This is a genomic window from Novosphingobium clariflavum (assembly GCF_026420865.1).
GTDB lineage: Bacteria > Pseudomonadota > Alphaproteobacteria > Sphingomonadales > Sphingomonadaceae > Novosphingobium > Novosphingobium clariflavum.
Genome location: NZ_JAPCWC010000001.1, coordinates 128,734 through 152,650, shown reverse-complemented (window position 1 = coordinate 152,650; position 23,917 = coordinate 128,734). Strand labels below are relative to the sequence as shown.

Genomic DNA, 23,917 nt, shown 5'->3' with positions numbered 1-23,917 from the left:
GCCGCGCTCAGTCCTCGCGGCCAGCGAAGACCGACTGCGCCGATTGCGGGCGGAAGCGGCGGTCGTAGCCTGCAGCATAGAGGCTGCTTTCACCTTCCACATGCGCGCCCAGCGAGGGCCCCACAAGGATCAGCGCGGTACGCTCCATGCTGCCCGCCACCGCCGCCTCCACCGTTGCCAGCGTGGCGCGCACGATCCGCTCGTCCGGCCAGCTCGCCCGCCAGACCACCGCCACCGGGCAGTCGCTGCCGTAGGAAGGCAGGAGATCGCGCACCACCGCCTCGAGATTGTGGATCGAGAGGTGGATCGCCAGCGTCGCTCCGGTCGCGGCGAAGCGTTCCAGGCTCTCGCGCTCGGGCATCGTGCTGGCGCGGCCAGGGGTGCGCGTCAGCACCACCGACTGCGCCAGCGCCGGCACCGTCAGTTCCGTTTCCAGCGCGGCGGCAGCGGCAGCAAAAGCGGGAACCCCCGGCGTCACGGTGAAGGGAATGGCGAGCGCGCGCAGGCGTCGCACCTGCTCGCCCATGGCTGACCAGACCGAAAGATCGCCCGAATGGAGCCGCGCCACGTCCTGCCCGGCCTCATGCGCCTCGCGGATCGTCTCGATGATCGCGTCGAGGTCCATCGGCGCAGTGTTGACGATGCGCGCACCCGGCGGGCAATGGCCAAGCACGGCGGCGGGCACCAGCGATCCGGCATAGAGGCAGACCGGGCTGGCGGCGATCAGGTCGCGTCCGCGCAAGGTCAGCAGATCGGGCGCGCCGGGACCGGCGCCGATGAAATGGACAGTCAAGACAAGGCTCCTTCGGCAATGGCGCAAGTGGCCATCCGGTCTGACGAAACGATACGGGAGACGATCAGGCGTGACGGCGCGCCTGTCGCGGCGAGCGCGGAGGCTTCGGCAACGCTGCCGGTGCCGCGGGCGGCGAGGCTGGCGGCGGACCGGGTGACTGTCGCTGCTGCCTCCAGCGCCTGCGGGGCAATGCCGAGAACCGGAAGTCCAAGCCGCGCGGCCAGTTCGGCCACAAGCCCGCACTTGTCCTCAGGCGCGGCGAGCAGGGCGATGCAGAGGGAAGGCACCTGCCTGCGGCCAAGCTCCAGCGCGCTCTCGAGCGAGGCCAAAGTCGCACCCTGCCGGAAGCCGAAGCCGGCGACGATCATCGCACCGCGCTCCACTGCACCACCGGATACTGCGCCTTCCACCCGCGCCGCGTGCCGAGCGGGGCTGCCTGCGCGAGTTCGATCCGCAGCAGGTCACCGCCCTTGTCCGCCTGCCACTTTGCCAGCAGGGCTTCCGATTCCAGCGTCACCGCATTGGCGACGATGCGTGTGCCCTTGCCCAGCAGCTTCCAAAGCCTGTCGAGCAAGGCCTCGCTCAGCCCGCCGCCGATGAACACCGCGTCGGGCAGCGGGTGATCCGCCAGACCATCGGGCACGCGCCCTTCGACCACCTGCAACCGGTCCACGCCCAGCGTCCGGGCATTGCCCCGCGCCCGCTCCGCCCGCTCGGGATCGGCCTCGAACCCGGTCGCCTGCATGGCGGGATCTGCGAGCAGCCACTCGATGGCAATGGAGCCCGACCCGCAGCCGATGTCCCACAGGCGTTCGCCGGCACGCGGCGCCAGCGCCGAGAGCGTGAGCGCGCGCACGGGGCGCTTGGTGATCTGCCCGTCATGCTGGAACCAGTCGTCAGCCACCCCGCTCGCTCGGGGCAGAACCGCCCCGTTCCCTGCGAACCGTATGCCAAGCGCCACCGGATGCGCCGCATCGGCAAAAGCCTCTGCATCGGCGCGCATGGAACGAATGCGTTCGCGCGGGCCGCCCAGTGCCTCCAGCACCGTGACCTCGGAAGCGCCGAAACCTTGCGCTGTCAGATAGGCCATGAGCTCCGCCACCGCCGCGCCGTCCCGCACCAGAACCAGCACCTGCACGCCCGGCGCCAGATGTGGGCGTAATCGCGCCAGCGGGGCCGCATGAAGGCCAAGGCAGACGGTCGTTTCCAGCGCCCAGCCCAACCGCGCCGCCGCCAGCGAAAAGGTCGAGCGTCCGGGCATCGCCGTCCACTCGTGCGGTGCCAGATGGCGCGCGATCACCGAACCCGCACCGAACCAGAACGGGTCACCCGACACCAACATCACCGTGCGCCGCCCGCGCTCGGCGAGGAGGCCGTCAATGCCGCTGGCAAAGGGCACTGGCCATGTCCGGCATTCGGCCCTAAGTCCGCCCACCAACGCCATGTGCCGTTCGGCGCCGGTCACCAGATCGGCTTCGGCCAGCACCGCGCGGGCATCTGCGCAGAGGCCGGAAAGGCCATCCTCGCCGATGCCGACCAGCGTCAGCCAGGCCCGCCCGGGAGAATCAGTCATGTCCCATATCCTCATCCTGGGCGGCACCACCGAAGCAAGCGCGCTCGCCCGCGCCATGGCGGAACGGGGAGTGAAGGCCATGCTCAGCTACGCCGGACGCACCGAGGCGCCGCGCAGCCAACCGATCCCGGTGCGGATCGGCGGCTTCGGCGGAGCGGACGGCCTTGCGCAGTACTTGCAGGACCACCACGTCTCCCACCTGATCGATGCGACCCATCCGTTCGCGGCCACCATGAGCCGCAATGCCCTGGCCGCCGCCGAGGCGACCGGCACGCCGCTGCTCACGCTCACCCGCCCCGGCTGGACGCCGCAGCCGGGCGACCGCTGGCAATCCGTGCCCGATATGGCCGCCGCCGTCGCCGCGCTTGCCGGACCGCCGCGCCGGGTGATGCTGGCGCTCGGCCGCATGCATGTCGAGGCCTTCGCCGCGCAAGGCCAACACCATTACCTGCTGCGCTTCGTCGACCGGCCCCGGCAGCCGCCGGCCCTTCCCGACCATCATCTTGTCGTTGATCGCGGCCCCTTCACGGAACAAGACGACATGCGCTTGCTGGCGCAGCACCGGATCGACCTCGTCGTCTGCAAGAACGCGGGCGGCCACGGCGCGCAGGCCAAGCTCATCGCCGCGCGCCGCCTTGGCATTCCGGTCATGATGATCGAGCGCCCGATCGCCGCGCCGACCGAGACCGCGCACAGCGTGGATGCCGTGTTCGACTGGCTCTCTCATTCCGCCGATCTCGGCGTGTAGAGGATCGGCGCACCCTCACGCGGGATCAGCCGCGTTCGGCTCGACCCGACAATGACCACAGTGCGCATATCGGCCATGTCCGGGCTTGCCTCGCCCAGCGTCGTGACCCGCAGGTGCTCCTCGGGCGTCGACACCGCGCGGGCGAACAGGATCGGCCGATCCGCGCCGCAAGCCTCGCGCAGCACCTCCAGCGTCCGGGTGAACCCTTCCGGGCGGGCCTTGGAGCGCGGGTTGTAGAATGCCATCGCGAAGTCCGCCTCCGCCGCAAGACGCAGGCGCCGCTCGATCAGCGCCCATGGCTTGAGGTTGTCCGAGAGGTTGATCGCACAGAAATCATGCCCCAGCGGCGCCCCCGCGCGGGCGCTGGCCGCCAGCATCGCGGTGATCCCCGGCAGCACGCGGATGTCGAGCGAAAGCCACTCCGGCGGCCCCTGCTCCAGCGCCTCGAACACGGCAGCGGCCATCGCGAAAACCCCGGGATCGCCTGAAGAGACGACCACCACCCGCCTCCCCGCAGCCGCCATCTCCAGCGCATGGGTAGCGCGCTGGAGCTCCACCCGGTTGTCGCTGGCATGGAGCACCAGCCCCTCGCGCGGGGCGACCCGCGCGACATAGGGGATGTAGCCGAGCACGTCGCTGGCCTCGGCCAGCGCCTGCGACACTTCCGGCGTGACCAGCGTCTCGCGGCCCGGCCCGAGTCCGGCGATCGCGATCCACCCGCTCACGGTCGGCGGCCCTTGCCGTGGATCAGCAGGATCGAGAAATAGGGCGTCACGGCTTCCGCTTCGACCAGTGGGGTGATGCGCTGTTCGGCCATGGCCGCATGCTCGACCAGCCATGCCTCATGCTCGCGCCCCGCCGCCGCCACCGCGCGGCGCAGCTTGGCGAGATTTCGGCCGATCTTCATCACCACCAGCGCGTCGGTATCGGCGATCCGCCGCGCGAGGTCGGCTTCGGGCAACGTGGCCATGAGCACCGTCAACACATCGTCACCCCAGGTGATCGGTGCACCGCTGGCGGTCCATGCGCCCGACATGCCGGTGATGCCCGGCACGATTTCCACCGCCGCCATGCCCGAAAGCCGAGCATGGAGGTGCATGAAGGAGCCGTAGAAGAACGGATCGCCCTCGCACAGAACGACAACATCCTCCCCGCGGCGCGCCAGTGTGCCGAGATGCTGGGTGCAGGCGGCATAGAATTCGGAAAGGCAGGCGTTGTAGCGCGGATCGGCCAGCGAGATCTCGGTGGTGACCGGGTATTCCATGGCGAACTCGGTCACATCGCCGCGCAACATGCCCTCGACGATCCGGCGCGCCTGTCCGGGGCGGCCGGCCTTGCGGAAATAGGCAAGGTGACGCGCGCCGCGCACCAGCCGGTCGGCGCGGACGCTCATCAGGTCCTGCGCGCCGGGACCAAGCCCAACCCCGTAGATCGTTCCGGTCTTCACCGCGACGTTCGGCTCGATTTTCGTTTCCGCGTTCATTCCGCCTTGCTCCCGATCGCATTGACCGCCGCAACCGTGATGGCGCTTCCCCCCAGGCGCCCCTCGACCACGCAGCACGGCACCGGCTGCTCCGCCCACAAGGCCGCCTTCGATTCCGCCGCACCGACGAAGCCGACCGGACAGCCGATGATTGCTGCGGGACGCGGGCATTGCGGATCTTCCAGCATGTTCAGCAGATGGAACAGCGCGGTCGGTGCATTGCCGATCGCCACCAGCGCCCCTTCCAGATACGGCCGCCAGAGTTCGAGCGCGGCGGCCGAACGGGTATTGCCGATCGACGCCGCCAGCGCCGGAATCTCGGGCGCATTGAGGGTGCAGACCAGCGGATTTCCCGCCGGCAGGCGGGCGCGGGTAATGCCTTCGCTGACCATGCGCGCATCGCAGAGAATGGGCGCCCCGCGCGCGACCGCCGCCATCGCCGCGCCCGCGAAGCCCGGCGAGAAGCGGATGTGCGCGGCGAGTTCGACCAGCCCGGCGGCGTGGATCATGCGTACCGCGATGCGCTCCTCGTCGGCATCGAAGCGGGCGAGATCGGCCTCGGCGCGGATCGTGGCGAAGGACTGGCGATAGATCGCGGCGCCGTCGGTCTCGTAATGGTGCGGCATCAATCGGCTCCGAAATGCGTGAGAATCTGGTGGGGTTGCAGCCCGGCGATGACCGGCGGCGCGCCGGCGCGGGTTTCGAACGAGAGATCGAAAGTCCCGCCGCGACCGGTCAGGGTAACCGCGGCAGGAAGCGACCGGGCGCAGCCTTTTGCACAGCCCGAGACATGCAGGCGCCCGGCCACATGGGGCGCGAGGCGCTCGGCCACGGGACGCGTTTCGACGCTGGCCTGCGGACAGGCCGGCATTCCGGGGCAGGCATCGGCACGCAGCGATGGATCGGACGCCTCCGTGGCGAAACCCACAGCCGGAACAAGCGCGGCGTTCTCCAGCAGCAGCACGCGCCATGGCGTGAGCCGGACGGCGCGGGCCTCGGTCTTGTCCAGCAGTTCTGCCAAGGCCTCGGCGTGCAAACTGCCGAAAGCCACACCAAACGCCGCGCCAAGCGGGTGAAGGCCCGGGGCTAGTGGGCCGCGCGGGGCGGCCGGGCGCACAGCCCCCTGCGCCCAAGCGGGGAGTTCGGCGTGATGGCGCACCATCCGCCCCGACCCCGCACCGCCGCTATCCACGAACCAGTGAGCAAGATCGATCAGCGCTTCGGCGGCACCGTCCATGTCGACAGGCACACCGGTCTCGCGGCCCTCCGCGCGCAGGATCAGCGCGCCGGTCTCACCGCGTTCGATGCGGAAATCGGCCGGGACCAGTCCCAAAACCGGCTGAGAACCGGCATCGATGGCGAATCCGACTTTGCCCGGCAGCGGGGGCAACCGGTCCAGCCGGTCCATGAAAGCGCGGGCGATACCCTCGGTCTCGTCCCCCTCCGACCAGTCCGGTGCCAGTGTCAGATTGCGCCGGGCCTCGCGCTCGGCATCGCCATCGACCAGCCCCAGTGCCACCAGCCCTTCGAGGAGCGGGCGCAATGTCGTTTCCCTCACCCCGCGTAGCTGAAGATTGCCCCGGCTCGTCAGGTCGAGCGTGCCGCTGCCGTGGCCCAGTGCAAGCTCGCACAGGCCCAGCGCCTGCGCACGGGTCAGCCGGGCCAGCGGCGGGCGCAGGCGCACGATCAGCCCGTCGCCGGATTCGAGCGGCCGCCAGGCCGATGGGCACCATCCCCGCACCACGAAGGGGCTCGCACATCTGGTCGTCCCGGAAACGGGCATGCCAAGGCTCCACGCGCGCAGCGACGATGGCCGGGGCCTGCCGGCTCGCGCCGGTCCGCACACAGCGAGGGGCGCGCGCAATACGCCCTTCCCTGCGCGCCGATGCAGCCCCAGCCGCACGGTTTCGTCGCTCACGCGGAGTACCGAGCCGTGGCCTTTCCCTGGACCAAGGCAAGAGCGACCGACGCGCCGGCAGGTCTCCTGGCTCGCGGGTCAAAGCTCGATGCACAGCCTTCCCGGACCTGGCTGGTCCAGTGGCCGGCCTTCCCCTCAGGAAGACCTCGTCATCTCGCTCACCGCTTACAGTTGCAGGGACAGCCTCGGCTTCGGATGGCGTGATCCACCCGCACCGCGTTCCCTTTTAAGCCCCTTTCGGGACACCGGCGCGATCGTTGCCCAGCAAGCCGAAGCCTGCGAGCGCGCATCGCTTATTACAAAAACCCGCGCTTGCCAACGCGCCTTCCCGAAATCAGGCCGTGGCCGCCCGTGCGATCGCAGAAACCCGCCGCTCCTGCCGGTCGATGGTGAAGCTCAAGGTACCTTCCGCCCCGGTATAGGCCCAGTCGAGACGGTTCTCGCCGGGGCGCTCCCAATCAGCCACCGTCATTTCCCGGCCGTCCGGGGCATGCCATGTGCCGTGATCCTCGAAGCGCTGGAAGGCCGCCAGATAGGTCATCCGCGCAGCGCCGAGCCCGGCGACGTAATCCTCCAGTTCATGGTCGCGGCCCTCCCAATCCACCCAGCCGATCGCATTGTCCTGACAATAGGCGTTGTTGTTGCCGTGCTGGGTGCGGCCGAATTCATCGCCCGCGGTCAGCATGATGGTGCCGGTGGAGGCAAACAGGGTGCCGAGCATCGCCTTGAGATCGGACTTGCGCGCCGCCAGCACCGCCGCATCGTCGGTGCTCCCCTCGACGCCGTGGTTCCAGCTGAAGTTCTCGCCGTGGCCATCACGGTTGTTCTCGCCATTGGCCCAGTTGTGACGGCGCTCGTAAGCGACGGTATCGGCCAGCGTGAAACCATCATGCGCGGCAAGGAAATTGACCGAACGGCAGGCGGAATGCGGGGCAAGCGGGCCGAACACATCGGAAGAGCCCGCCAGCCGCGTCGCCAGCTTGCCGATGCCCTCGTCCCCGCGCCAGAAACGGCGCACGTCGTCGCGGAAGCGGTCGTTCCATTCGAGCCAGTTGGCGGGAAAATTGCCAAGCTGATAGCCGCCCGGGCCAATGTCCCACGGCTCGGCGATCATCACCCGCGTCGAGAGCACCGGATCGGCGGCGATCTCCGCAAAGATCGGCGCGGCAGGATCGAACCCGGGACCGCGCGCCATGACTGGCGCAAGGTCGAAGCGGAAGCCGTCCACGGCGCAGGCGCTCGCAAAATGCCGCATCGCGTCAAGCGCCAGCCGCCGCACCGCCGGATTGGCGAAATCCAGCGTATTGCCGCAGCCGGTATCATTGATGAGCGCCCCATCGGGTGCATGGGCGTAGGCGCCGTTGTCCAGTCCGCGCAGCGAAAGGATGCCGCCCAAGCCGTCGCTCTCGCCGGTATGGTTGAACACCATATCGAGCAGCACGCCGATCCCCTCGGCATGGAGTGCGGCGACCGTATTGCGCAGCTCAGTCACCCCGCCGGGACACAGGCCCGGATCGAGCGCCATCATCGCCACCGGATTATAGCCCCATGCGTTGACGAGGCCGAGCGGCGGCAAGTGCCTCTCGTCCACCCAGGCAACGATCGGCATCAGTTCCACCGCCGTCACATGCATCTTCTTGAGATGGGCGAGCACAGCCGGGTGGGCAAGTGCCGCGACCGTGCCGCGCATGTGCTCGGGCACATCGGGATGGAGACGGGTGAAGCCGCGGACGTTGAGTTCGTAGACCAGCCCGCCCGTGCGGAAGCGGGGCGGATCCAGTGCCGGCGGCGGCGCGGCAGCGGGTACCACCGCGCGCGGAACGATGTCTGCGGTATCCTCGCCGTGGACGGCAAGGCGCTGGTCCTGCACGAAGCGGCGGTCCAGTTCCACCGCCCGGGGATCGACCAGCAGCTTGGCCGGATCGAACCACAGCCCGCGCTCGGGCGCCCACTCCCCGGCTGCGCGATAGCCGTAATGCGCGCCGGTCAGGTTGCCCGGCAGCGCCAGCGTCCATTCCGGGCCTTGCCGGACCATCGCATGGCGCGTTTCCTCAGCGCCGGAAAACAGGCACAACCAGACCATGTCGGCCAGCGGCGCCCGCACCGTGAAGCGCGTGGCGTCGCCCCCGATCTCGACGCCGAGCGGGCTCATGCAGCCAGCTTGCGGTAGAGCCTGGCGTAAGCCGCGCCGCTCGCCGTCCACGAGAAATCGGCCTTCATCGCGTTCTTCTGAAGCGCCGCCCAGACCTCCGGTTCATTCCACAATTCCACCGTGCGGGTCAGCGCCGCCGAGAGTGCGTCGTAATGCACGCCGTCGAACTGGATGCCGGTGGCGACACCCGCTGCGAGCGCAGCCGGATTGGCATCGATCACCGTATCGGCAAGACCGCCGGTGCGGGAAACAACCGGGAGACAGCCATAGGCCAGGCCATAAAGCTGGGTCAGCCCGCAAGGCTCGAAGCGCGAGGGGATGAGGATCGCATCGCCGCCGCCCTGCATGCGGTGCGACAAGTCCTCGTCGTATCCAAACCGCAGGCCCACCCGGCCCGGATGGCGCGCGGCCCCTTCGCGCAGCTGGCGCTCGATCGCACGGTCTCCCGAGCCCAGCAGCGCCAGCCGTCCACCGATGCCGACGAGATGATCCAGCACTTCGGGCAGCACGTCCATGCCCTTCTGCCAGGTGAGGCGCGTGACCGCTATGAACAGCGGGCCGTCATCCTCGTCGAGGCCGAACTCGGCCTCCAGTGCGCGCTTGTTGGCCTTGCGCTTGTCGAGCGTGCGCGGAGAGTAGCGCGCGGCGAGCGCGGCGTCCTCGGCCGGGTTCCACAGCGCCGTGTCGATACCGTTGAGAATGCCGCTGACGGCATTGCCCCGCGCGATCACCAGCCCTTCCAGCCCCATGCCGAAGTTCGCCGAGCGGATTTCGCGCGCATACGTGGGGCTGACGGTGGTGACCGCATCGGCACAGGCGAGCCCGGCCTTCAACATGCCGAGACCGCCGTGGTACTCCACGCCCTCCATCGTCCATGCGGCGGCGGGCAGGCCGACACCGGGGAACACTTCCGAACCGAACCAGCCCTGAAACGCCATGTTGTGGACCGTGACCACCGACGGCACCCGCCCCTCGTCTCCGCCGAACGGAGCGAAGCGCAGATAGGCGCAGGCCATCGCCGCCTGCCAGTCATGCGCGTGGACGACGTCATAACGCGTCGCCTTGCCCCGGCTGACCATGGCGCCGCCCGCGATGTCGGCTGCGGCGCGGCCAAAGGCGGAAAAGCGGTGCCAGTTGTCTCCCCAGTCGCGCCCGGCACCATCTGTGTAAGGTGCGCCCTCGCGGGTGAACAGGGCCGGCGCATCGAGCACCAGCAGCGGATGGCCGTCGATCTTCGCGGACAGCAGCCGCGCCGACACGCCCAGCAGCGAATCCCAAGCATGGACCGCGCGGGCCCGGCCGATCGCCTTGAGCACCGAGGGGTAGCCCGGCAGCAGCGTGGTCACTTCCACCCCGCTTGGCGCCAGCGCCGAAGGAAGCGCGCCGGCAACATCGGCCAGCCCACCGGTCTTGATCAGGGGAACCGCTTCGGATGCGACCGACAGAACCTTCAATTCATTATCCTTTTCGGTATTTGAAAATCCGCCTACGGCGGATTTTGGCGGTACCGGCCCGCTCCCTCACCCGACCTCCCAACGATTGTACCCTAATGGGTGGTCGGGTGAGGGAGCGGGCCGGTGCCGCTACGGGAAATGCCCTCTCGGGCATTCCCCAAACAAACCCTTACATTTCCAGCCGTTCGATCATGCGCTTGGTGATGAGGCATACGCCATTGTCGGTGCGGCGGAAACGCTGGCCGTCGAGAACCGGGTCTTCTCCCACCACCAGCCCTTCGGGAATGCGCACGCCGGAATCGATGATGACCCGGCTCAGCCGCGCATGACGGCCGATGTTGCAGTAAGGCAGGATCACCGCTTCGTTGACGGAGGAATAGCTGCCCATCTTGACCCCGGTGAACAGCAGCGAACGCCGCGCCAGCGCGCCTGAGACGATGCAGTCCTGGCTGATCAGCGAGGAAATCGCCTCGCCGCGCCGGCCTTCCTCGTCGTGCACGAACTTGGCGGGCGCGGCGACGACGGTGTCGGTCCAGATCGGCCAGTCGCGGTCGTACATGTTGAGCTTGGGCACGGTGTCGGTCAGGTCGAGATTGGCGTCGAAGTAGGCATCCACGGTGCCGACGTCGCGCCAGTACTCCTCGATCTCCTCGGCCGCGCGGATGCAGGAATTGGTGAAACGGTGCGCCTGCGCCTTCCCGTGCCTGACGATGTAGGGAATGATGTCGCCGCCGAAATCGCGCTTGGAATCGGGATCTTCGGCATCACGCCGCAGTTGCTCGAACAGGAACTCGGTATCGAAGACATAGATGCCCATGGAAGCGAGGCAATTGTCCGGATCGCCCGGGATCGTCGGCGGATCCTTGGGTTTTTCCACGAACGAGGTGATCACGTCGTGCTCGTCGACATGCATGACGCCGAAACCGCTGGCTTCCTTCTTCGGCACGACAAGGCAGCCCACCGTCACGTCCGCGCCCGAACTGACATGCTCCTGCAGCATCAATTCGTAGTCCATCTTGTAGATGTGGTCGCCCGCCAGGATCACCATGTACTTCGGGCTGTAGGATGCGATGATATCGATGTTCTGGAACACCGCATCGGCCGTGCCTTCGTACCACAGCATTTCGGAAATGCGCTGGCTGGCAGGCAGGATGTCGAAACTTTCGTTGCGCTCCGGCCGCATGAAGTTCCACGCGCGGTTCATGTGGCGGATCAGGCTATGCGCCTTGTACTGGGTGGCCACGCCGATGCGGCGGATGCCCGAATTGATCGCGTTGGACAGCGCAAAGTCGATGATGCGGCTCATGCCGCCAAAATAGACCGCGGGCTTGGCCCGGTTGTCCGTCAGTTCGGCAAGCCGGCTACCCCTCCCCCCCGCGAGCACATAGGCCATGGCGTCGCGTGCGAGCGGCGATCCCGAGGTACGCATCTGAAACACTCTCCTTGCACATCGTCGGCCCCATGCCGAACAAGGGCCCCTGTCGTGAACTCAGTCAGTTGTCGTCGAATTCCAGCATGATCGTGGCAAGTGGCGGGAGCGTGACGGTCGCATATCCGCCCGCGGCCTTGACCAGCCCCATGTTGCCCTTGCCGCTGCCGCCGTAGTTCAGCGCATCGGTATTGAGGATCTCCCGCCACGTGCCGGCATGAGGCAGCGGCAGCCGGTAACCGGTGAGCATCGCCGGGGTCATGTTGGAGACGACCGCGATCGGCTTCGATCCCGCAGCTTTGCGCAGCCATGCGAAGACCGAATTGGCGGCATCGTCGACCACCAGCCACTCGAACCCGCCGCCATCGCAGTCCCCCGCGTGGAGGGCACGCTTGGTGCGGTAGAGGCGGTTGAGGTCCTTCACCAGATTGCGCACGCCTTCGTGCGCGGGGGCTTCGCGCAGTTTCCAGTCGAGCGCGCGCTCCTCGCTCCACTCGCGGCGCTGGGCGAATTCCTGGCCCATGAACAGCAGCTTCTTGCCGGGATAGCCCCACATCAGCCCGTAATAGGCCCGCAGATTGGCGAACTGCTGCCAGTCATCCCCGCTCATCTTGCCGAGCAGCGATCCCTTGCCATGAACCACTTCGTCATGGCTGAGCGGCAGCACGTAGTTTTCGGAAAACGCGTAAGTCAGCCCAAACGTGATGTCGTTGTGGTGATAGCGCCGATGCACCGGATCGCGCGCCATGTAGCGCAGCGTGTCGTGCATGAAGCCCATGTTCCACTTGAAACCGAAGCCCAGCGAACTGGCGCGTCCCGCACCAGCCTGGCCATCGTCCGCCTCGTAGGCGGGCTGGGTGACGCCGGGCCAGGCGGTCGACTCCTCGGCGATCGTGATGACGCCGGGGTGTTGGCCGTAGATCGCGCGATTGACCGCGCGCAGGAAATCCACCGCTTCCCAGTTTTCGCGCCCGCCCTGCGCATTGGGGATCCATTCCCCTTCCTTGCGCGAATAGTCCCGGTAGAGCATCGAGGCGACCGCATCCACGCGCAGGCCATCGACGTGATAGCGCTCGGCCCAGAACAGCGCGTTGTTGACGAGGAAACTCACCACCTCGCGCCGGCCGAAGTTGTAGATCAGCGTGTTCCAGTCCGGCTGGAAACCCATGCGCGGATCGGCATGTTCGTAAAGCGCAGTGCCGTCGAACCGGACGAGACCGTGCTGGTCGGTCGGGAAATGCGCGGGCACCCAGTCGAGGATTACACCGATCCCGGCCCGGTGCGCACCGTCCACGAAGCGCGCGAACCCCGCCGGTTCGCCGAACCGCGAGGACGGCGCGTAGAGCCCGGTCGCCTGATAGCCCCATGACGGGTCGTAGGGATGCTCGCTGATCGGCAGGAACTCGATATGGGTAAAACCCATCTCGACGACATAAGGAATCAGCTGCTCCGCCAGATCGTCCCAGTTCAGGAACCAGTTGAAGCGGTCGCGCTGCCAGGAACCGGCGTGGACTTCGTAGATCGACACCGGAACCTTGCGCGGATCGACCGAGGCCCAGTGATCGCGGTGCGCCTCGTCGCCCCAGTCCAGCTTGGCCGGATGCGCGGTCATCGAGGCGTTGGCCGGGCGGATTTCCGACATGAACGCGAATGGATCGGCCTTGAGTGGCTGCACCACTCCGTCGGCGCCGACGATGTGGTACTTGTAGGCGCGATAGTCCCCGATGTCGGGGATGAAGATTTCCCAGACGCCAATGTCCTTGCGATCGCGCATCACATGGCGCTTGGGATCCCAGTCGTTGAAGTCCCCCACCACGCTGACGAGGCGGGCATTGGGTGCCCAGACCGCGAAGTGAACGCCCCTGGCGCCCTCATGCGCGATGATGTGGGCGCCCAGCTTGTCGAACAGGCGGAAATGCGTGCCCTGCGCGATCAAGAGATCGTCGATGGGCCCCAGCACCGGACCGAAGGTATAGGGATCGGTGACCAGCCAGTCGTTCTCTCCCGCCGAGCAGCGATAGCGGATCGGCTGCGGCTTTACACTCAGCCGCCCTTCGAACAGCCCCCGGTCGTCGATCTTGCCGAGCCGCCCCATCCGGCGGCCGTCGAGGCTGAACGCCTCGACCTCCTCGGCGCCCGGCAGGATCGCGCGCAGGAACGTCCCGTCCGGCCCGGGCAGCACGCCCAGAAGCGAGAACGGGTCTGCATGAACGCCTTGAAGGAGAGCCTCAATTGCACTTTCGGGTGGTTTCAGACTTTCCGGTGACGTCACAGAACCTTCCAGATCTCTCTCGCGTACTCGGCAATCGTCCGATCGGACGAGAACCAGCCTACATTCGCAATATTGCGTATCGCTGCGCTGCGCCAGCGGGAAGTATCCTCCCACCAGGCATCAACTGAACGTTGCGCCGCCGCATAAGCATCGAAATCGGCCGCGCACATGAACCAGTCATGGTCGTAAATGCCGCCGACCAGATCCTTGTAGCGATTGGGATCGTCCGGAGAAAATACCCCGGACGAGATCGCGGTGAGCGCCTGGCTCAACTCGCGCGATCCCTCGATCACTTCGCGGGGATTGTATCCGTCGGCACGCTTTCGAGCGACTTCTTCGGCAGTGAGGCCGAAGATGACGATATTGTCGTCGCCGACATGATCCTTGATCTCGACATTGGCGCCATCAAGCGTACCGATCGTCAGCGCGCCGTTCAGCGCGAACTTCATGTTGCCGGTGCCCGAAGCCTCCATGCCTGCGGTCGAGATCTGTTCGGACAGGTCCGCTGCCGGGAAGATCCGCTCGCCCAGGCTGACGTTGTAGTTGGGCACGAACACCACCTTCAGCAGCCCGCCCACCGAAGGATCGGCATTGACGCGCCGGGCGATGTCGTTGGCCAGCTTGATGATCAGCTTGGCGTTATGATAGCTCGGCGCCGCCTTGCCCGCGAAGATCTTCACACGCGGCACCCAGTCCCGCTCCGGATGGCTGCGGATCTGGTCGTAGAGCGCCACCGTCTCGATCAGGTTGAGGAGCTGGCGCTTGTATTCGTGGATACGCTTGATCTGCACATCGAACAGCGCATCGGGGGCGAGCCGCACGCCCATCGTCTTCTTGATGTAGTCTGCCAGGGCCAGCTTGTTCGCGCGCTTCACTTCGGCCACGCGTTCACCCAGCTGCACATCGCCCGCGTGGGCGTTGAGGTCGGCGAGCTTTTCCGCGTCGTCCAGGAAGCCATCGCCGATGGCATCGCGGATCACCCGGGTCAGGCCCGGGTTGCACTGCTGCAGCCAGCGGCGGGGGGTGACGCCGTTGGTCTTGTTGTTGATCCGCGTGGGATAGAGGCGGTGGAGATCGGCAAAGACCGTCTCCTTCATCAGTTCGGTATGGAGCGCGGCCACGCCGTTCACCGAATGCGATCCCACGAAAGCCAGGTTCGCCATGCGCACGCGCCGCTCACCACCCTCGTCGATCAGCGAGATTGCCGCGATCTGCGCGTCGTCGCAGCCCGCCTTGCGGGCCTCGCGCAGCACCCGGCTGTTGATCGCGTAGATGATCTGCATATGGCGCGGCAGCATCCGCTCGAACAACGGCAGAGGCCAGGATTCCAGCGCTTCGGGAAGCAGGGTGTGGTTGGTATAGGACACCGTCTGGCGGCACAGGTCCCAGGCCTCGTTGAATTCCAGCCCCAGGGTATCGACCAGCAGCCGCATCAGTTCGGCCACCGCGACCGAGGGATGCGTGTCGTTGAGCTGGATCGCCACCTTCTCGGGCAGCGTGCGGATGTCGCCTTCGTACTGGACGTGGCGGCGCACGATGTCCTGGATCGAGGCGGCGGTGAAGAAATACTCCTGCCGCAGCCGCAGTTCCTGCCCGGCAGGGCTGGAATCGGCGGGATACAGCACGCGCACGAGGCTGTCCGCCCGCACCTGCTCCGCCAGAGCGCCAAAGTGGTCGCCGGCGTTGAAGGCATCGAGCTTGATCGGATCGAGCGGACTCGAGGTCCAGAGCCGCAGCGTGTTCACCCGCTTGCCGCGCCAGCCCACGATCGGCGTATCGATCGCGGTCGCCTCGACCTGCTCGGCCGGGTGCCAGAACACGCCCTCGCCCTCTGCCACCACTTCACCGCCGAAGCCGATGCGGTAGGTGCTTTCCACCCGCTCGAACTCCCACGGGTTACCGTGGGCCAGCCAGGTCTCGGGCAGTTCGACCTGCCAGCCATCGTCAACACGCTGGCGGAACATGCCGTTCTTGTAGCGGATGCCATAGCCGTAGGCCGGGATGTCCAGCGTTGCGAGGCTCTCCATGAAGCATGCCGCCAGACGCCCAAGGCCGCCATTGCCCAGCGCCGCGTCGGGCTCCAGCTCTTCCAGCGCGGCAAGGTCGAGGCCGTGCGCGGCCAGCGCCTTCTCGAACTCGCGCGTCATGCCCATGTTCGAGAGCGCGTCGCGCAGCAGCCGGCCGATCAGGAATTCCATCGAGAGGTAATAGACCCGCTTGCCGCCGGTATCGTAGGTGCGGCGGGTCGATTCGAACCAGCTGTCGATGATCTTGTCGCGCAGCGCGTAGATCGAGGCGGTGTACCAGTCGTACTGCTTGGCCGCGCGTTCGTCCTTGCCTACCCGGTTTCGCAGGACGCGAACGATATGCTTGTCCATTTCGGACGGGGTTTGCACGGAAGCCAGCGGAGAAGTGTCTGACACAGGATCGGTAGCCACGGGCACACTCCTGAACAAGCCGTCCGCCGAACCGAAAAAAGTCCACAGCGGCGGCGGTTTACACCATCTTCGGACGCCCCGAACCCGGTGCGCGCCCATCTCTTCCCGACTTCCTCCACCATGGCTAGCACAGCATCGCGACGCGGCAAGAGCGATTGTGCGGTGCCGCAAAAAATTCGCCAGCCAAGATCGTGGCTGTTATACGGGACGCTTCCGCCAGCCTTCGCGAAAGGTGCGCATGACTCTCGATCATACCGACGCGGCTTCCCCCGAGACCGTTCCTGCGGCAACAGCCCAAGAAACACCGCCGCGGCCGTGGTGGCAGGGCGCTGCAATCTACCAGATCTATCCGCGCAGCTTTCAGGACAGCGATGGCGACGGCGTGGGCGATCTGGCGGGCATCACCCGCCGGCTGGACTATGTGGCGGCGCTGGGCGTCGATGCGATCTGGATATCGCCGTTCTTCACCTCGCCGATGCGCGATTTCGGCTATGACGTGGCCGATTATCGCGGCATCGACCCGGTCTTCGGCACCATGGACGATTTCGATGCGCTGGTCGCCCGTGCGCACGAACTGGGCCTGAAAGTGCTGATCGATCAGGTCTACGCGCATACTTCGGACCAGCACGCATGGTTCGCGGAAAGCCGCCAGAACCGCGACAATGCCAAGGCGGACTGGTATGTCTGGCACGATCCGAACGCGGATGGCACCCCGCCCAACAACTGGCAGTCGGTGTTCGGCGGCCCGGCCTGGACCTGGGACGCGCGGCGGCGGCAGTACTACATGCATACGTTCCTCAAGGAGCAGCCGCAGCTCAACATGCACAACCTCGATGTGCAGGACGCGATCATGGACGTCGCCCGGTTCTGGCTGGAGCGTGGGGTGGACGGGTTCCGTCTCGACGCGCTCAACCACGCGATGCACGACCCCGAACTGCGCGACAATCCGCCCGCGCTCGAGGATGGCCGCGTGCGATCCCGCCCTTTCGACTACCAGATCAAGAAATACAGCCAGTCGCATCCGGGCATGGTCGCCGTGGTCGAGAAGCTGCGCGGGGTCTGCGACGAATTCTCCGCCATCCATACCGTCGCCGAAATCGGCGGCGACCATCCTCAGGCGGACCGGCGCGCCTATACCTCGGGCAATCACCGGCTCAACAGCGCCTATGGTTTCGACTTCCTCTATGCCCCGGCATTAACGGCAGGCATCGTGGTCGACGTGCTGGACCGCTGGGAGCTCGCGCCCGGAGAAGTGGGCGGCTGGCCAAGCTGGGCCTTCGAAAACCACGACGCCCCTCGCGCGGTCTCGCGCTGGTGCGCGCCGGAGAACCGCACAGCCTTTGCCCGCGTGAAGATGGCGCTGCTGACGGCGCTGCGCGGCAACGTGATCGTCTATCAGGGCGAGGAACTCGGCCTGGTGCAGGACGAGATCCCCTACGAACAGCTTCAGGACCCCGAGGCGATCGCCAACTGGCCGCTCACGCTGTCACGCGATGGTGTCCGCACGCCGATTCCATGGGAAGACGCGGCACAGGGCGCCTTCACCACCGGCTCGCCGTGGCTGCCGATGTCTTGTGAAAACCTGTCCCGCGCGGTCGCGGTTCAGGAAGCGGATCCGGCATCGCTGCTGCACTTCACCCGCCACTTGCTGGCCTTGCGCAAGGCGATCCCGGCACTCCGCCATGGCTCCCTGGTCGACTGGTCCGCAGACGACGACCTGCTCATGTTCGAACGCGATGCCGGGACCGCGCGTGTGCGCTGCCTGTTCAACCTCTCCGCCAGCCCTATCGACCTGCCAGAGCCCGCCACAGGAATGATCGTGCTATCGGTGAACGGGGCCGATCATGACCATCTCCCCGCCTATGGCGCCCTATGGCTGGGAACCAACTGAACAAAAACGATAATCTGCCACATCCCTGCGCTCCGGTTAACCAGAAATCCGTCTATAATACGTGAACTTACCGAGCCTTGCGCGAACGCGGAGAAAGCCTTGTGCGCGCTATCCGCGAACCAGGCTCCTCCACGTCGCGGGTTTGGAATGGTTCTCAAGCGCATATTGCCGTCGCAAGTCGAAATGGGAATGTACATCCAGTCGTTCCAGGGCAACTGGCTGCGCCATCCGTTCTGGCGCGCCAGTTTCGTGGTGGATGATCGCGAGCGGCTGGACATCGTGAGGGCCAGCGAGATCGACGCCGTGATCATCGATACCGAACGCGGTGCCGATATTTGCGCTCCTGCGGAAAAGGAAATGGCAGCTGCTGCAGCGCCCTCGGTGCCGCACCCCATGCGCCCTGCGCCGCGCCGGGTCATGCCGCCACCTCCGCTGCGCGGATCGCCGATCGCCAACGGTGCTTCGCTGCGCTCCGGCCCGATCCCGATCACCCGCGAGTTCGGCAATGCCCGGCTGGTGGCCGGCAAGTCGCGCAAGGTCATCTCCCGGGTCTTTCTCGAAGCCCGCCTGGGAAAAGTCCCGCGCGTGGCCGAAGTTGCCCCGGTGGTGGAGGACATCCACGCCTCGATCGAACGGAATCCCTACGCCTTCTCCGGCCTGATGCGCTGCAAGTCGGAAAGTGAACCGATCTACCGCCACATGCTGTCCACCAGCGCGCTGATGGTCTCGCTCGCCCGCCAGATGCGCCTGCCTCCGGGCGAATCCCGGCTGGCCGGGCTGGCCGGGCTGCTGCTGGACGTGGGCGTCAGCCAACTCGACATCGAGTTTTCCGAAGGCATGGGCATCGCCAGCGAAATCCCGGCCGAGCTATGGGAGCGGCACACAGTTGTCGGCCGGCAGCTATTGGAGGCGGCGGGCGACATGCCGGGCGAAGTGCTTCGGGCCGTCTCGCGTCACCACGAATCCGTTGCCGGTACCGGCAGTGAATTCATGGTGCCGGGCGGCGACCTCGACCTGTTCTCGCGCATGGCGGCGATCTGCGACCATTTTGACCTCGCCGTCGGCGGTGCGCTCACCGGCGTTCCGCTCGACCCGGCGCAAGTGCTGCGCGACATGGAGAGCCAGCCGCAGCGCTTCGACGCGAAGATCGTTGCCCGCTTCGTGGAATCGCTGGGCGTCTACCCGATCGGCACCTTTGTCGCGCTGCGCAGCGGCCGGATCGCGATGGTCGTCGATCAGGACCCCGAAGCGCCGGAACTCCCTGTCGTCCATGCCTTCTTTTCAACCGCGATGGGCCGCCATGTCGCTGGACACACCATTCCGCTCGGTCATTGCTTCGGCGAGGATGCCATCACGGGCATCGCCGACCTCGAAAGCCACGGCCTGCCGCCGGCCACCGCCTTACGGGAAAAGGTATTGGCGACCGTGCAGCGCACCCTCTGACGCCAGCGCCGCGTCAGCCCGGCTGCTGCGTCCATTCGACACGGTAGAGATCGAACCGGCGGTCCTTGAGGTTCTGCACCGCGCCGGACTGGCGCGCGGTCAACAGCGCATCGAGGCTGAGATCGGCGATCGCGATCGTCTCGGTATTGGGCGCCGTATCCGCTGCCACGCCGTCGCGCGCGAAGGGAAAGTCCGAAGGCGTCAGGATCGCGCTTTCGGCGTAGTGGACATCCATGTTCTCGACGTTGGGCAAGTTGCCGACAACACCGGAGGTGACGACGTAGCACTGGTTTTCCACCGCACGGGCCTGGCAGCAGTAGCGCACGCGCAGGAAGCCCCGCCGCTCGTCGGTGCAGAACGGCACGAACAGCATCAGCGCGCCCTGGTTGACGAGGTGGCGGGAGAGTTCGGGGAACTCGCTGTCGTAGCAGATCATCACGCCGATCGGCCCGCAATCGGTGGGGATCACGTTGGCGCCGTAGCCGCCCTTGATGTTCCACCACTTGCGCTCGGAGGGAGTGGGGTGCAGCTTCTGCGTCTCATGCACCGCACCGTCGCGCAGGAAGGTGTAGGCGATGTTGCGGATCTCGCTCTTGCCGCCGCCCAGCTTGACGCGGGTGGGGTGCGAGCCGCCGATCACGTTGATATTGTAGCTAACCGCCATGCGCTGCATGAATTCCACGAAGCGCGTCGTGTAGTCCGCGATCTTCTCGATGGCGGCCGCGGGTTCCAGCTTGGTTTCCTCGATCGAGAGCAGCTCCAGCGTGAAGAGCTCCGGGAAGACCACGAAGTCACTCTCGTAATCCGAAGCCACGTCGATCCAGTATTCGACCTGCTCCTCAAACTGGTCGATCGTCTCGATCTTGCGCATCATGAACTGCACGGTGGCGACCCGCACGCTCGACGGCACGCGTTCCTTGAAGCCCGGGATCGCCTTGCCGGTGTCGCGCGGGGCAAGCGGGTTGGTCCAATACATGATCACGGCGTTGCCGCCGCTTTCCTTGTCGTTCGGGATATAGTCCGGCAGGATTCCGCGCGGCTCGTACCCCTCGTTCATCTGGAACTGGATGACGGCGTCACGGACCTTCTTGTTCTTCACCGCCTCCAGGTAGTCCGCAGGGTTCGGATACTGGCGCTTGCGGCGGGAATAGCCGGGCATCCGGCCGGCAAAGGCGATGCCCTTGAGCTCGAAATACTGGCAGACTTCCTTGCGCTTGCGATAGAGGCGCTGGCCGATGCGCAGGCGCCGGTAATCGGGATCGACGCAGACCTCGAAACCATAGAGCACGTCGCCATCGTCGGCAGGCGGGCGGCCATAACCGCCATTGCTGATCTCTTCCCAGGTATGCGGACGCAAGGCCTGATCGGCCGTGACGATCATCGTCGCGCAGTGCCCCACCAGCTTGCCCTCGTACTCGGCCACGAACTGGCCTTCAGGGAAGTTGATCACCTGCCCCCGGATCTCCGCACGGGTGAAGGCATCGGCGGTACCATAGACCTTGCTGGAGAGGCGGGCGATGGCAGGGGCGTCGGCGACGGTGGCGGGACGAATGATGAGCTTGGCTTTGATCTGGTCCATGGAGCAACCTTACGCGCGGGACGGCGGAGGGTTCCAGCCCTGGCGGCGACTCTTTTTTCGCGTCCCCACGGGATATTTCCGGCGCCTTTGCCGTTCTTTGGGATGAAAGGAGAGAGACTTGAGCACCACTCTCATCGCCCTTGCCCTGTTCGGCTGCAGCGACGACGGCTCTGCCTGCCAGCGCCTCGCGGTTCCCGTGCAGACCTTTCCGACCCGTGCCGCCTGCGCCGCGCGCCTGGAAGAGGCGCTGGGCTCGGACATGGCACTGGGGGCCGATGCGCCCACCGTTCAGGCCCAGTGCCTGACCACGCGGCAATTGGCTGCTCTGGGCAGCAGGTCGATCGATCTCTCGAAAATCAACAGTCCACGCTAGAGCAGTTGATCCGACTGCATCGGATCAACTGCTCTAAGATTTTGGTTTTACGCGTTTTCCGAGTCATCAGGTGATTCCACCTGATTGGAAAACGCTTTAAGGTACGGCTTGGAGAGGAGCCAAGGCCAACGTCGCCCGACGCGGACTTCCGGGGAAACGGCCAGCAAGGCCGTCTGGAGGGAAAGATCGGGGAATACGGGAGCGCCGGAACACACCGGCGCTCCCGTTTCATCGGCAACCAGGAAAGCTCAGCCCCGGCCGCGGTAGCCCTGTACGCCCTGATCGGGGACCCAAAGGCCTTCCGGCGCCGCGCCGGACTGCCAGAACACGTCGATCGGAATGCCGCCGCGCGGATACCAGTAGCCGCCGATGCGCAGCCAGCGCGGCTTCATCTCGTCGAACAGACGCTGGCCAATGCCGACCGTCACATCCTCGTGGAAACCGTTGTGGTTGCGGAACGAGCCGAGGAACAGCTTGAGGCTCTTGGATTCGACGATGGTCTCGCCGGGCGCATAATCGATCACGAGATGCGCGAAATCAGGCTGGCCGGTGACGGGGCAGAGCGAGGTGAATTCCGGCGCGGCGAAACGCACCAGATAGAGGCTGCCCTGGCGCGGATTGGGAACGTAATCGAGCACGGCCTCCTCGGGCGAGGTGGGCAGCGGCACGTTCTGGCCGAGATGCAGCGGAGCGATGGAAGTGTCGGTCATGAGCGCCTTGATAATTGCCCGCCCTGCTTCCTTCAAGACTTGGCACCCCATGCGGGGGATGGCGAGCCATCGGCGCCCTTCTAGCCGGGCCGCAATTCGGCTATGATGCCCCTCGCCTCATCGCGCCGAGGGACTATATGCGACCTCCATTAAGACAAGGTTCAGCGCGCGAAGGCTTCCGCGCTGAAGGGATGATGCGGGGCAAGATGACCAGGACGGCTACTCTTTCTAAAACGGCGGCGCTGGCGGGCGTCCTTCTTGTCGCGGGCACGACGCACGCGCTGGCACAGGCGACATGGAGCCTTCAGCCCGGCGCCGATTCCACACAGGCACCGGCGCGCCCTGCCGGTCCGGTCGATTCGCAAAATCCGGTCGTTACGCGCCCCGCCAATACGCCCGAGGAAACGCCCAGCCCGAAGGTCACGCTGCCTGCGGCACCGCCCCCGGCGATCAGCACGCCGACTGCCAGGGCACCGGAGAAGCCCGCCGCAAAACCCACCGCACCCGCCGGCGAGGCGGCTCGCCGAACGGACGCGCCTGCCCCGCGCGTGGGCGCAAGCCCGGCAGCCCCGGTCCCGGCTCCGACGCCGGCCCCGACCGCCCCCGCCACCCAGCCCGTGCCTTCGGCATCGCCGCTTGCTGCAACGCCGAGCCGCGCCGCTGCCGATGCCCCGCCAACCGAGCCGACTGCCGCACCGTCAAACCACTGGCCGGAATGGTGGCTGGCCATCCCGGTCGCGCTACTGCTGGCAGGGGGCGGCGTGTTTGCCCTGTTGCGCCGTCGCACTGCCCCGGCAACGGCCTGGACAGAGGCCGGTCTGGAGCCGGAGGCGGAGCCCGAAACCGGTGATATTGCCCAGGCGCCCGAAGCGGAGGTGGCCCCCGCCACAAGGGCGCCGACAGAGCCCGTCATCACCGCGCCAGTTCAGACCACGACGGGGCCTGTCACGACGGGACCTGTCACACCGGCCGTCCCGCCGCGCGCCAATCCGCTGCTTGCACCGCTGCTGGTCCCTGCACAGGGCCCAGCCGAGATCACCACGCCTCCCCCCGCCCCCTCTCCTGCCGACATTGAAAAGCCGGAATTCGCTCTCGAACCTGTGCTGATGCGGCAGTCGCTGGTCTATGCGACACTGGTCTACCGCGCCGCGCTGACCGCGCCGGACGACGGTATTCCCGAGGGCGCGGTGATCGCGGCGGACATGATCTCCGCCCACGCCTCGCTCTCGCAGGCCGAGCAACTCGCCCCCGATCCCGCCTCAATTCCGGTCCGCCACCGTTTCGATGCCCTTGCACCGGGCGAAACGCGCGAAGTGAAGGGTGAAATCCAGCTGCCGCTCAATGCCATCCGCCCATTGCGACAGGGCAACGCGACGCTGTTCGTGCCGCTGCTGCGACTGTTTGTCGCGCTGCCCGACGGGTCGATCGAGCGGCGGGTATTCTCGCTCGGCCAGCCCGGCGAAGGTGCGGGCCTTGCTCCCCTGCGGATCGACACCGGCCCGCGCGACCATGCGCCGATCCAGGCCCGCGAGATCGTCGGCGCCCGCTCCCATGCCGGACCCGCGCCAGCGGGCGGCATTCCGCAAGCGGCGGAATGACACAGCCCCTCGACCGCTCGGATCGCCGCGTCTAGGGTCGCGCTCCCCAAAGTGCGATTTGAA

Annotated in this window: 19 protein-coding genes and 1 riboswitch; of the genes, 5 read left to right on the top strand and 14 right to left on the bottom strand. The window is 66.6% G+C overall.

Annotated features, from left to right (window positions below; translation table 11 throughout):
• Nucleotides 1-7: 7 nt before the first annotated feature.
• The 3 genes from cobM to cbiE are packed head-to-tail and all read right to left on the bottom strand — an operon-like array spanning nt 8 to nt 2,366.
• Nucleotides 8-793, bottom strand: coding sequence for a precorrin-4 C(11)-methyltransferase (cobM, locus tag OKA11_RS00605; RefSeq protein ID WP_267218276.1), 786 nt, complete (start codon nt 791-793; stop codon nt 8-10).
• A complete protein-coding gene (locus OKA11_RS00600; protein WP_267218275.1) occupies nt 790-1,161 on the bottom strand; it encodes a cobalamin biosynthesis protein in 372 nt (123 codons plus the stop codon). The genes cobM and OKA11_RS00600 overlap by 4 nt, the downstream gene beginning before the upstream one ends.
• On the bottom strand, nt 1,158-2,366 hold the full coding sequence (gene cbiE / locus OKA11_RS00595; RefSeq protein ID WP_267218274.1) for a precorrin-6y C5,15-methyltransferase (decarboxylating) subunit CbiE: 1,209 nt from the start codon (nt 2,364-2,366) through the stop codon (nt 1,158-1,160). Before cbiE ends, OKA11_RS00600 begins: the two co-directional genes overlap by 4 nt.
• Here cbiE and OKA11_RS00590 point away from each other — a divergent pair.
• Nucleotides 2,365-3,114, top strand: a complete 750-nt coding sequence (locus tag OKA11_RS00590) for a cobalt-precorrin-6A reductase (RefSeq protein ID WP_267218273.1) — start codon at nt 2,365-2,367, stop codon at nt 3,112-3,114. The genes cbiE and OKA11_RS00590 overlap by 2 nt on opposite strands.
• Here the strand turns inward: OKA11_RS00590 and cobJ are convergent.
• The 9 genes from cobJ to OKA11_RS00545 form a co-directional block, all read right to left on the bottom strand.
• Nucleotides 3,090-3,839: a precorrin-3B C(17)-methyltransferase gene (gene cobJ, locus OKA11_RS00585; protein ID WP_267218272.1), complete on the bottom strand. Its 750-nt coding sequence runs from the start codon at nt 3,837-3,839 to the stop codon at nt 3,090-3,092. The genes OKA11_RS00590 and cobJ overlap by 25 nt on opposite strands.
• On the bottom strand, nt 3,836-4,597 hold the full coding sequence (gene cobI / locus OKA11_RS00580) for a precorrin-2 C(20)-methyltransferase (protein ID WP_267218271.1): 762 nt from the start codon (nt 4,595-4,597) through the stop codon (nt 3,836-3,838). The genes cobJ and cobI overlap by 4 nt, the downstream gene beginning before the upstream one ends.
• Nucleotides 4,594-5,223: a precorrin-8X methylmutase gene (locus OKA11_RS00575; RefSeq protein ID WP_267218270.1), complete on the bottom strand. Its 630-nt coding sequence runs from the start codon at nt 5,221-5,223 to the stop codon at nt 4,594-4,596. The genes cobI and OKA11_RS00575 overlap by 4 nt, the downstream gene beginning before the upstream one ends.
• A complete protein-coding gene (locus OKA11_RS00570) occupies nt 5,223-6,380 on the bottom strand; it encodes a cobalamin biosynthesis protein CobG (protein ID WP_267218269.1) in 1,158 nt (385 codons plus the stop codon). Before OKA11_RS00570 ends, OKA11_RS00575 begins: the two co-directional genes overlap by 1 nt.
• A 174-nt stretch (nt 6,381-6,554) precedes the next feature.
• Nucleotides 6,555-6,780: riboswitch (cobalamin riboswitch) on the bottom strand.
• A 69-nt stretch (nt 6,781-6,849) separates the two neighbouring features.
• Nucleotides 6,850-8,667 (bottom strand): glycogen debranching protein GlgX, encoded by a 1,818-nt coding sequence (gene glgX / locus OKA11_RS00565; protein ID WP_267218268.1) that lies wholly within the window; start codon nt 8,665-8,667, stop codon nt 6,850-6,852.
• The gene (glgA, locus tag OKA11_RS00560; RefSeq protein WP_267218267.1) at nt 8,664-10,121 is read right to left on the bottom strand and encodes a glycogen synthase GlgA; all 1,458 of its coding nucleotides are present in this window, start codon (nt 10,119-10,121) and stop codon (nt 8,664-8,666) included. The genes glgX and glgA overlap by 4 nt, the downstream gene beginning before the upstream one ends.
• 169 nt (nt 10,122-10,290) lie before the next feature.
• Nucleotides 10,291-11,550, bottom strand: coding sequence for a glucose-1-phosphate adenylyltransferase (gene glgC, locus OKA11_RS00555; protein WP_267218266.1), 1,260 nt, complete (start codon nt 11,548-11,550; stop codon nt 10,291-10,293).
• A gap of 64 nt (nt 11,551-11,614) precedes the next feature.
• Complete coding sequence (gene glgB, locus OKA11_RS00550; protein ID WP_267218608.1) at nt 11,615-13,804, bottom strand: 1,4-alpha-glucan branching protein GlgB; 2,190 nt, start codon at nt 13,802-13,804, stop codon at nt 11,615-11,617.
• A gap of 14 nt (nt 13,805-13,818) precedes the next feature.
• A complete protein-coding gene (locus OKA11_RS00545) occupies nt 13,819-16,200 on the bottom strand; it encodes a glycogen/starch/alpha-glucan phosphorylase (protein WP_267218607.1) in 2,382 nt (793 codons plus the stop codon).
• A gap of 298 nt (nt 16,201-16,498) precedes the next feature.
• Between OKA11_RS00545 and OKA11_RS00540 the strand changes: the two genes are divergently transcribed.
• On the top strand, nt 16,499-18,151 hold the full coding sequence (locus OKA11_RS00540; protein WP_267218265.1) for an alpha-amylase family glycosyl hydrolase: 1,653 nt from the start codon (nt 16,499-16,501) through the stop codon (nt 18,149-18,151).
• Nucleotides 18,152-18,298: 147 nt separating this feature from the next.
• On the top strand, nt 18,299-19,594 hold the full coding sequence (locus OKA11_RS00535; protein WP_267218264.1) for an HD-GYP domain-containing protein: 1,296 nt from the start codon (nt 18,299-18,301) through the stop codon (nt 19,592-19,594).
• Nucleotides 19,595-19,607: 13 nt separating this feature from the next.
• On the opposite strand, the gene OKA11_RS00530 is transcribed toward OKA11_RS00535, so the two are convergent.
• Complete coding sequence (locus OKA11_RS00530; protein ID WP_267218263.1) at nt 19,608-21,173, bottom strand: bifunctional GNAT family N-acetyltransferase/carbon-nitrogen hydrolase family protein; 1,566 nt, start codon at nt 21,171-21,173, stop codon at nt 19,608-19,610.
• A gap of 118 nt (nt 21,174-21,291) precedes the next feature.
• Here OKA11_RS00530 and OKA11_RS00525 point away from each other — a divergent pair, with 118 nt between their 5' ends.
• Nucleotides 21,292-21,546, top strand: coding sequence for a hypothetical protein (locus OKA11_RS00525; protein ID WP_267218262.1), 255 nt, complete (start codon nt 21,292-21,294; stop codon nt 21,544-21,546).
• A gap of 248 nt (nt 21,547-21,794) precedes the next feature.
• On the opposite strand, the gene queF is transcribed toward OKA11_RS00525, so the two are convergent.
• Nucleotides 21,795-22,256, bottom strand: coding sequence for a preQ(1) synthase (gene queF / locus OKA11_RS00520; RefSeq protein WP_267218261.1), 462 nt, complete (start codon nt 22,254-22,256; stop codon nt 21,795-21,797).
• Between the two features lie 206 nt (nt 22,257-22,462).
• Between queF and OKA11_RS00515 the strand changes: the two genes are divergently transcribed.
• A complete protein-coding gene (locus tag OKA11_RS00515; RefSeq protein ID WP_267218260.1) occupies nt 22,463-23,854 on the top strand; it encodes a hypothetical protein in 1,392 nt (463 codons plus the stop codon).
• The last annotated feature ends 63 nt before the right edge of the window (nt 23,855-23,917 follow it).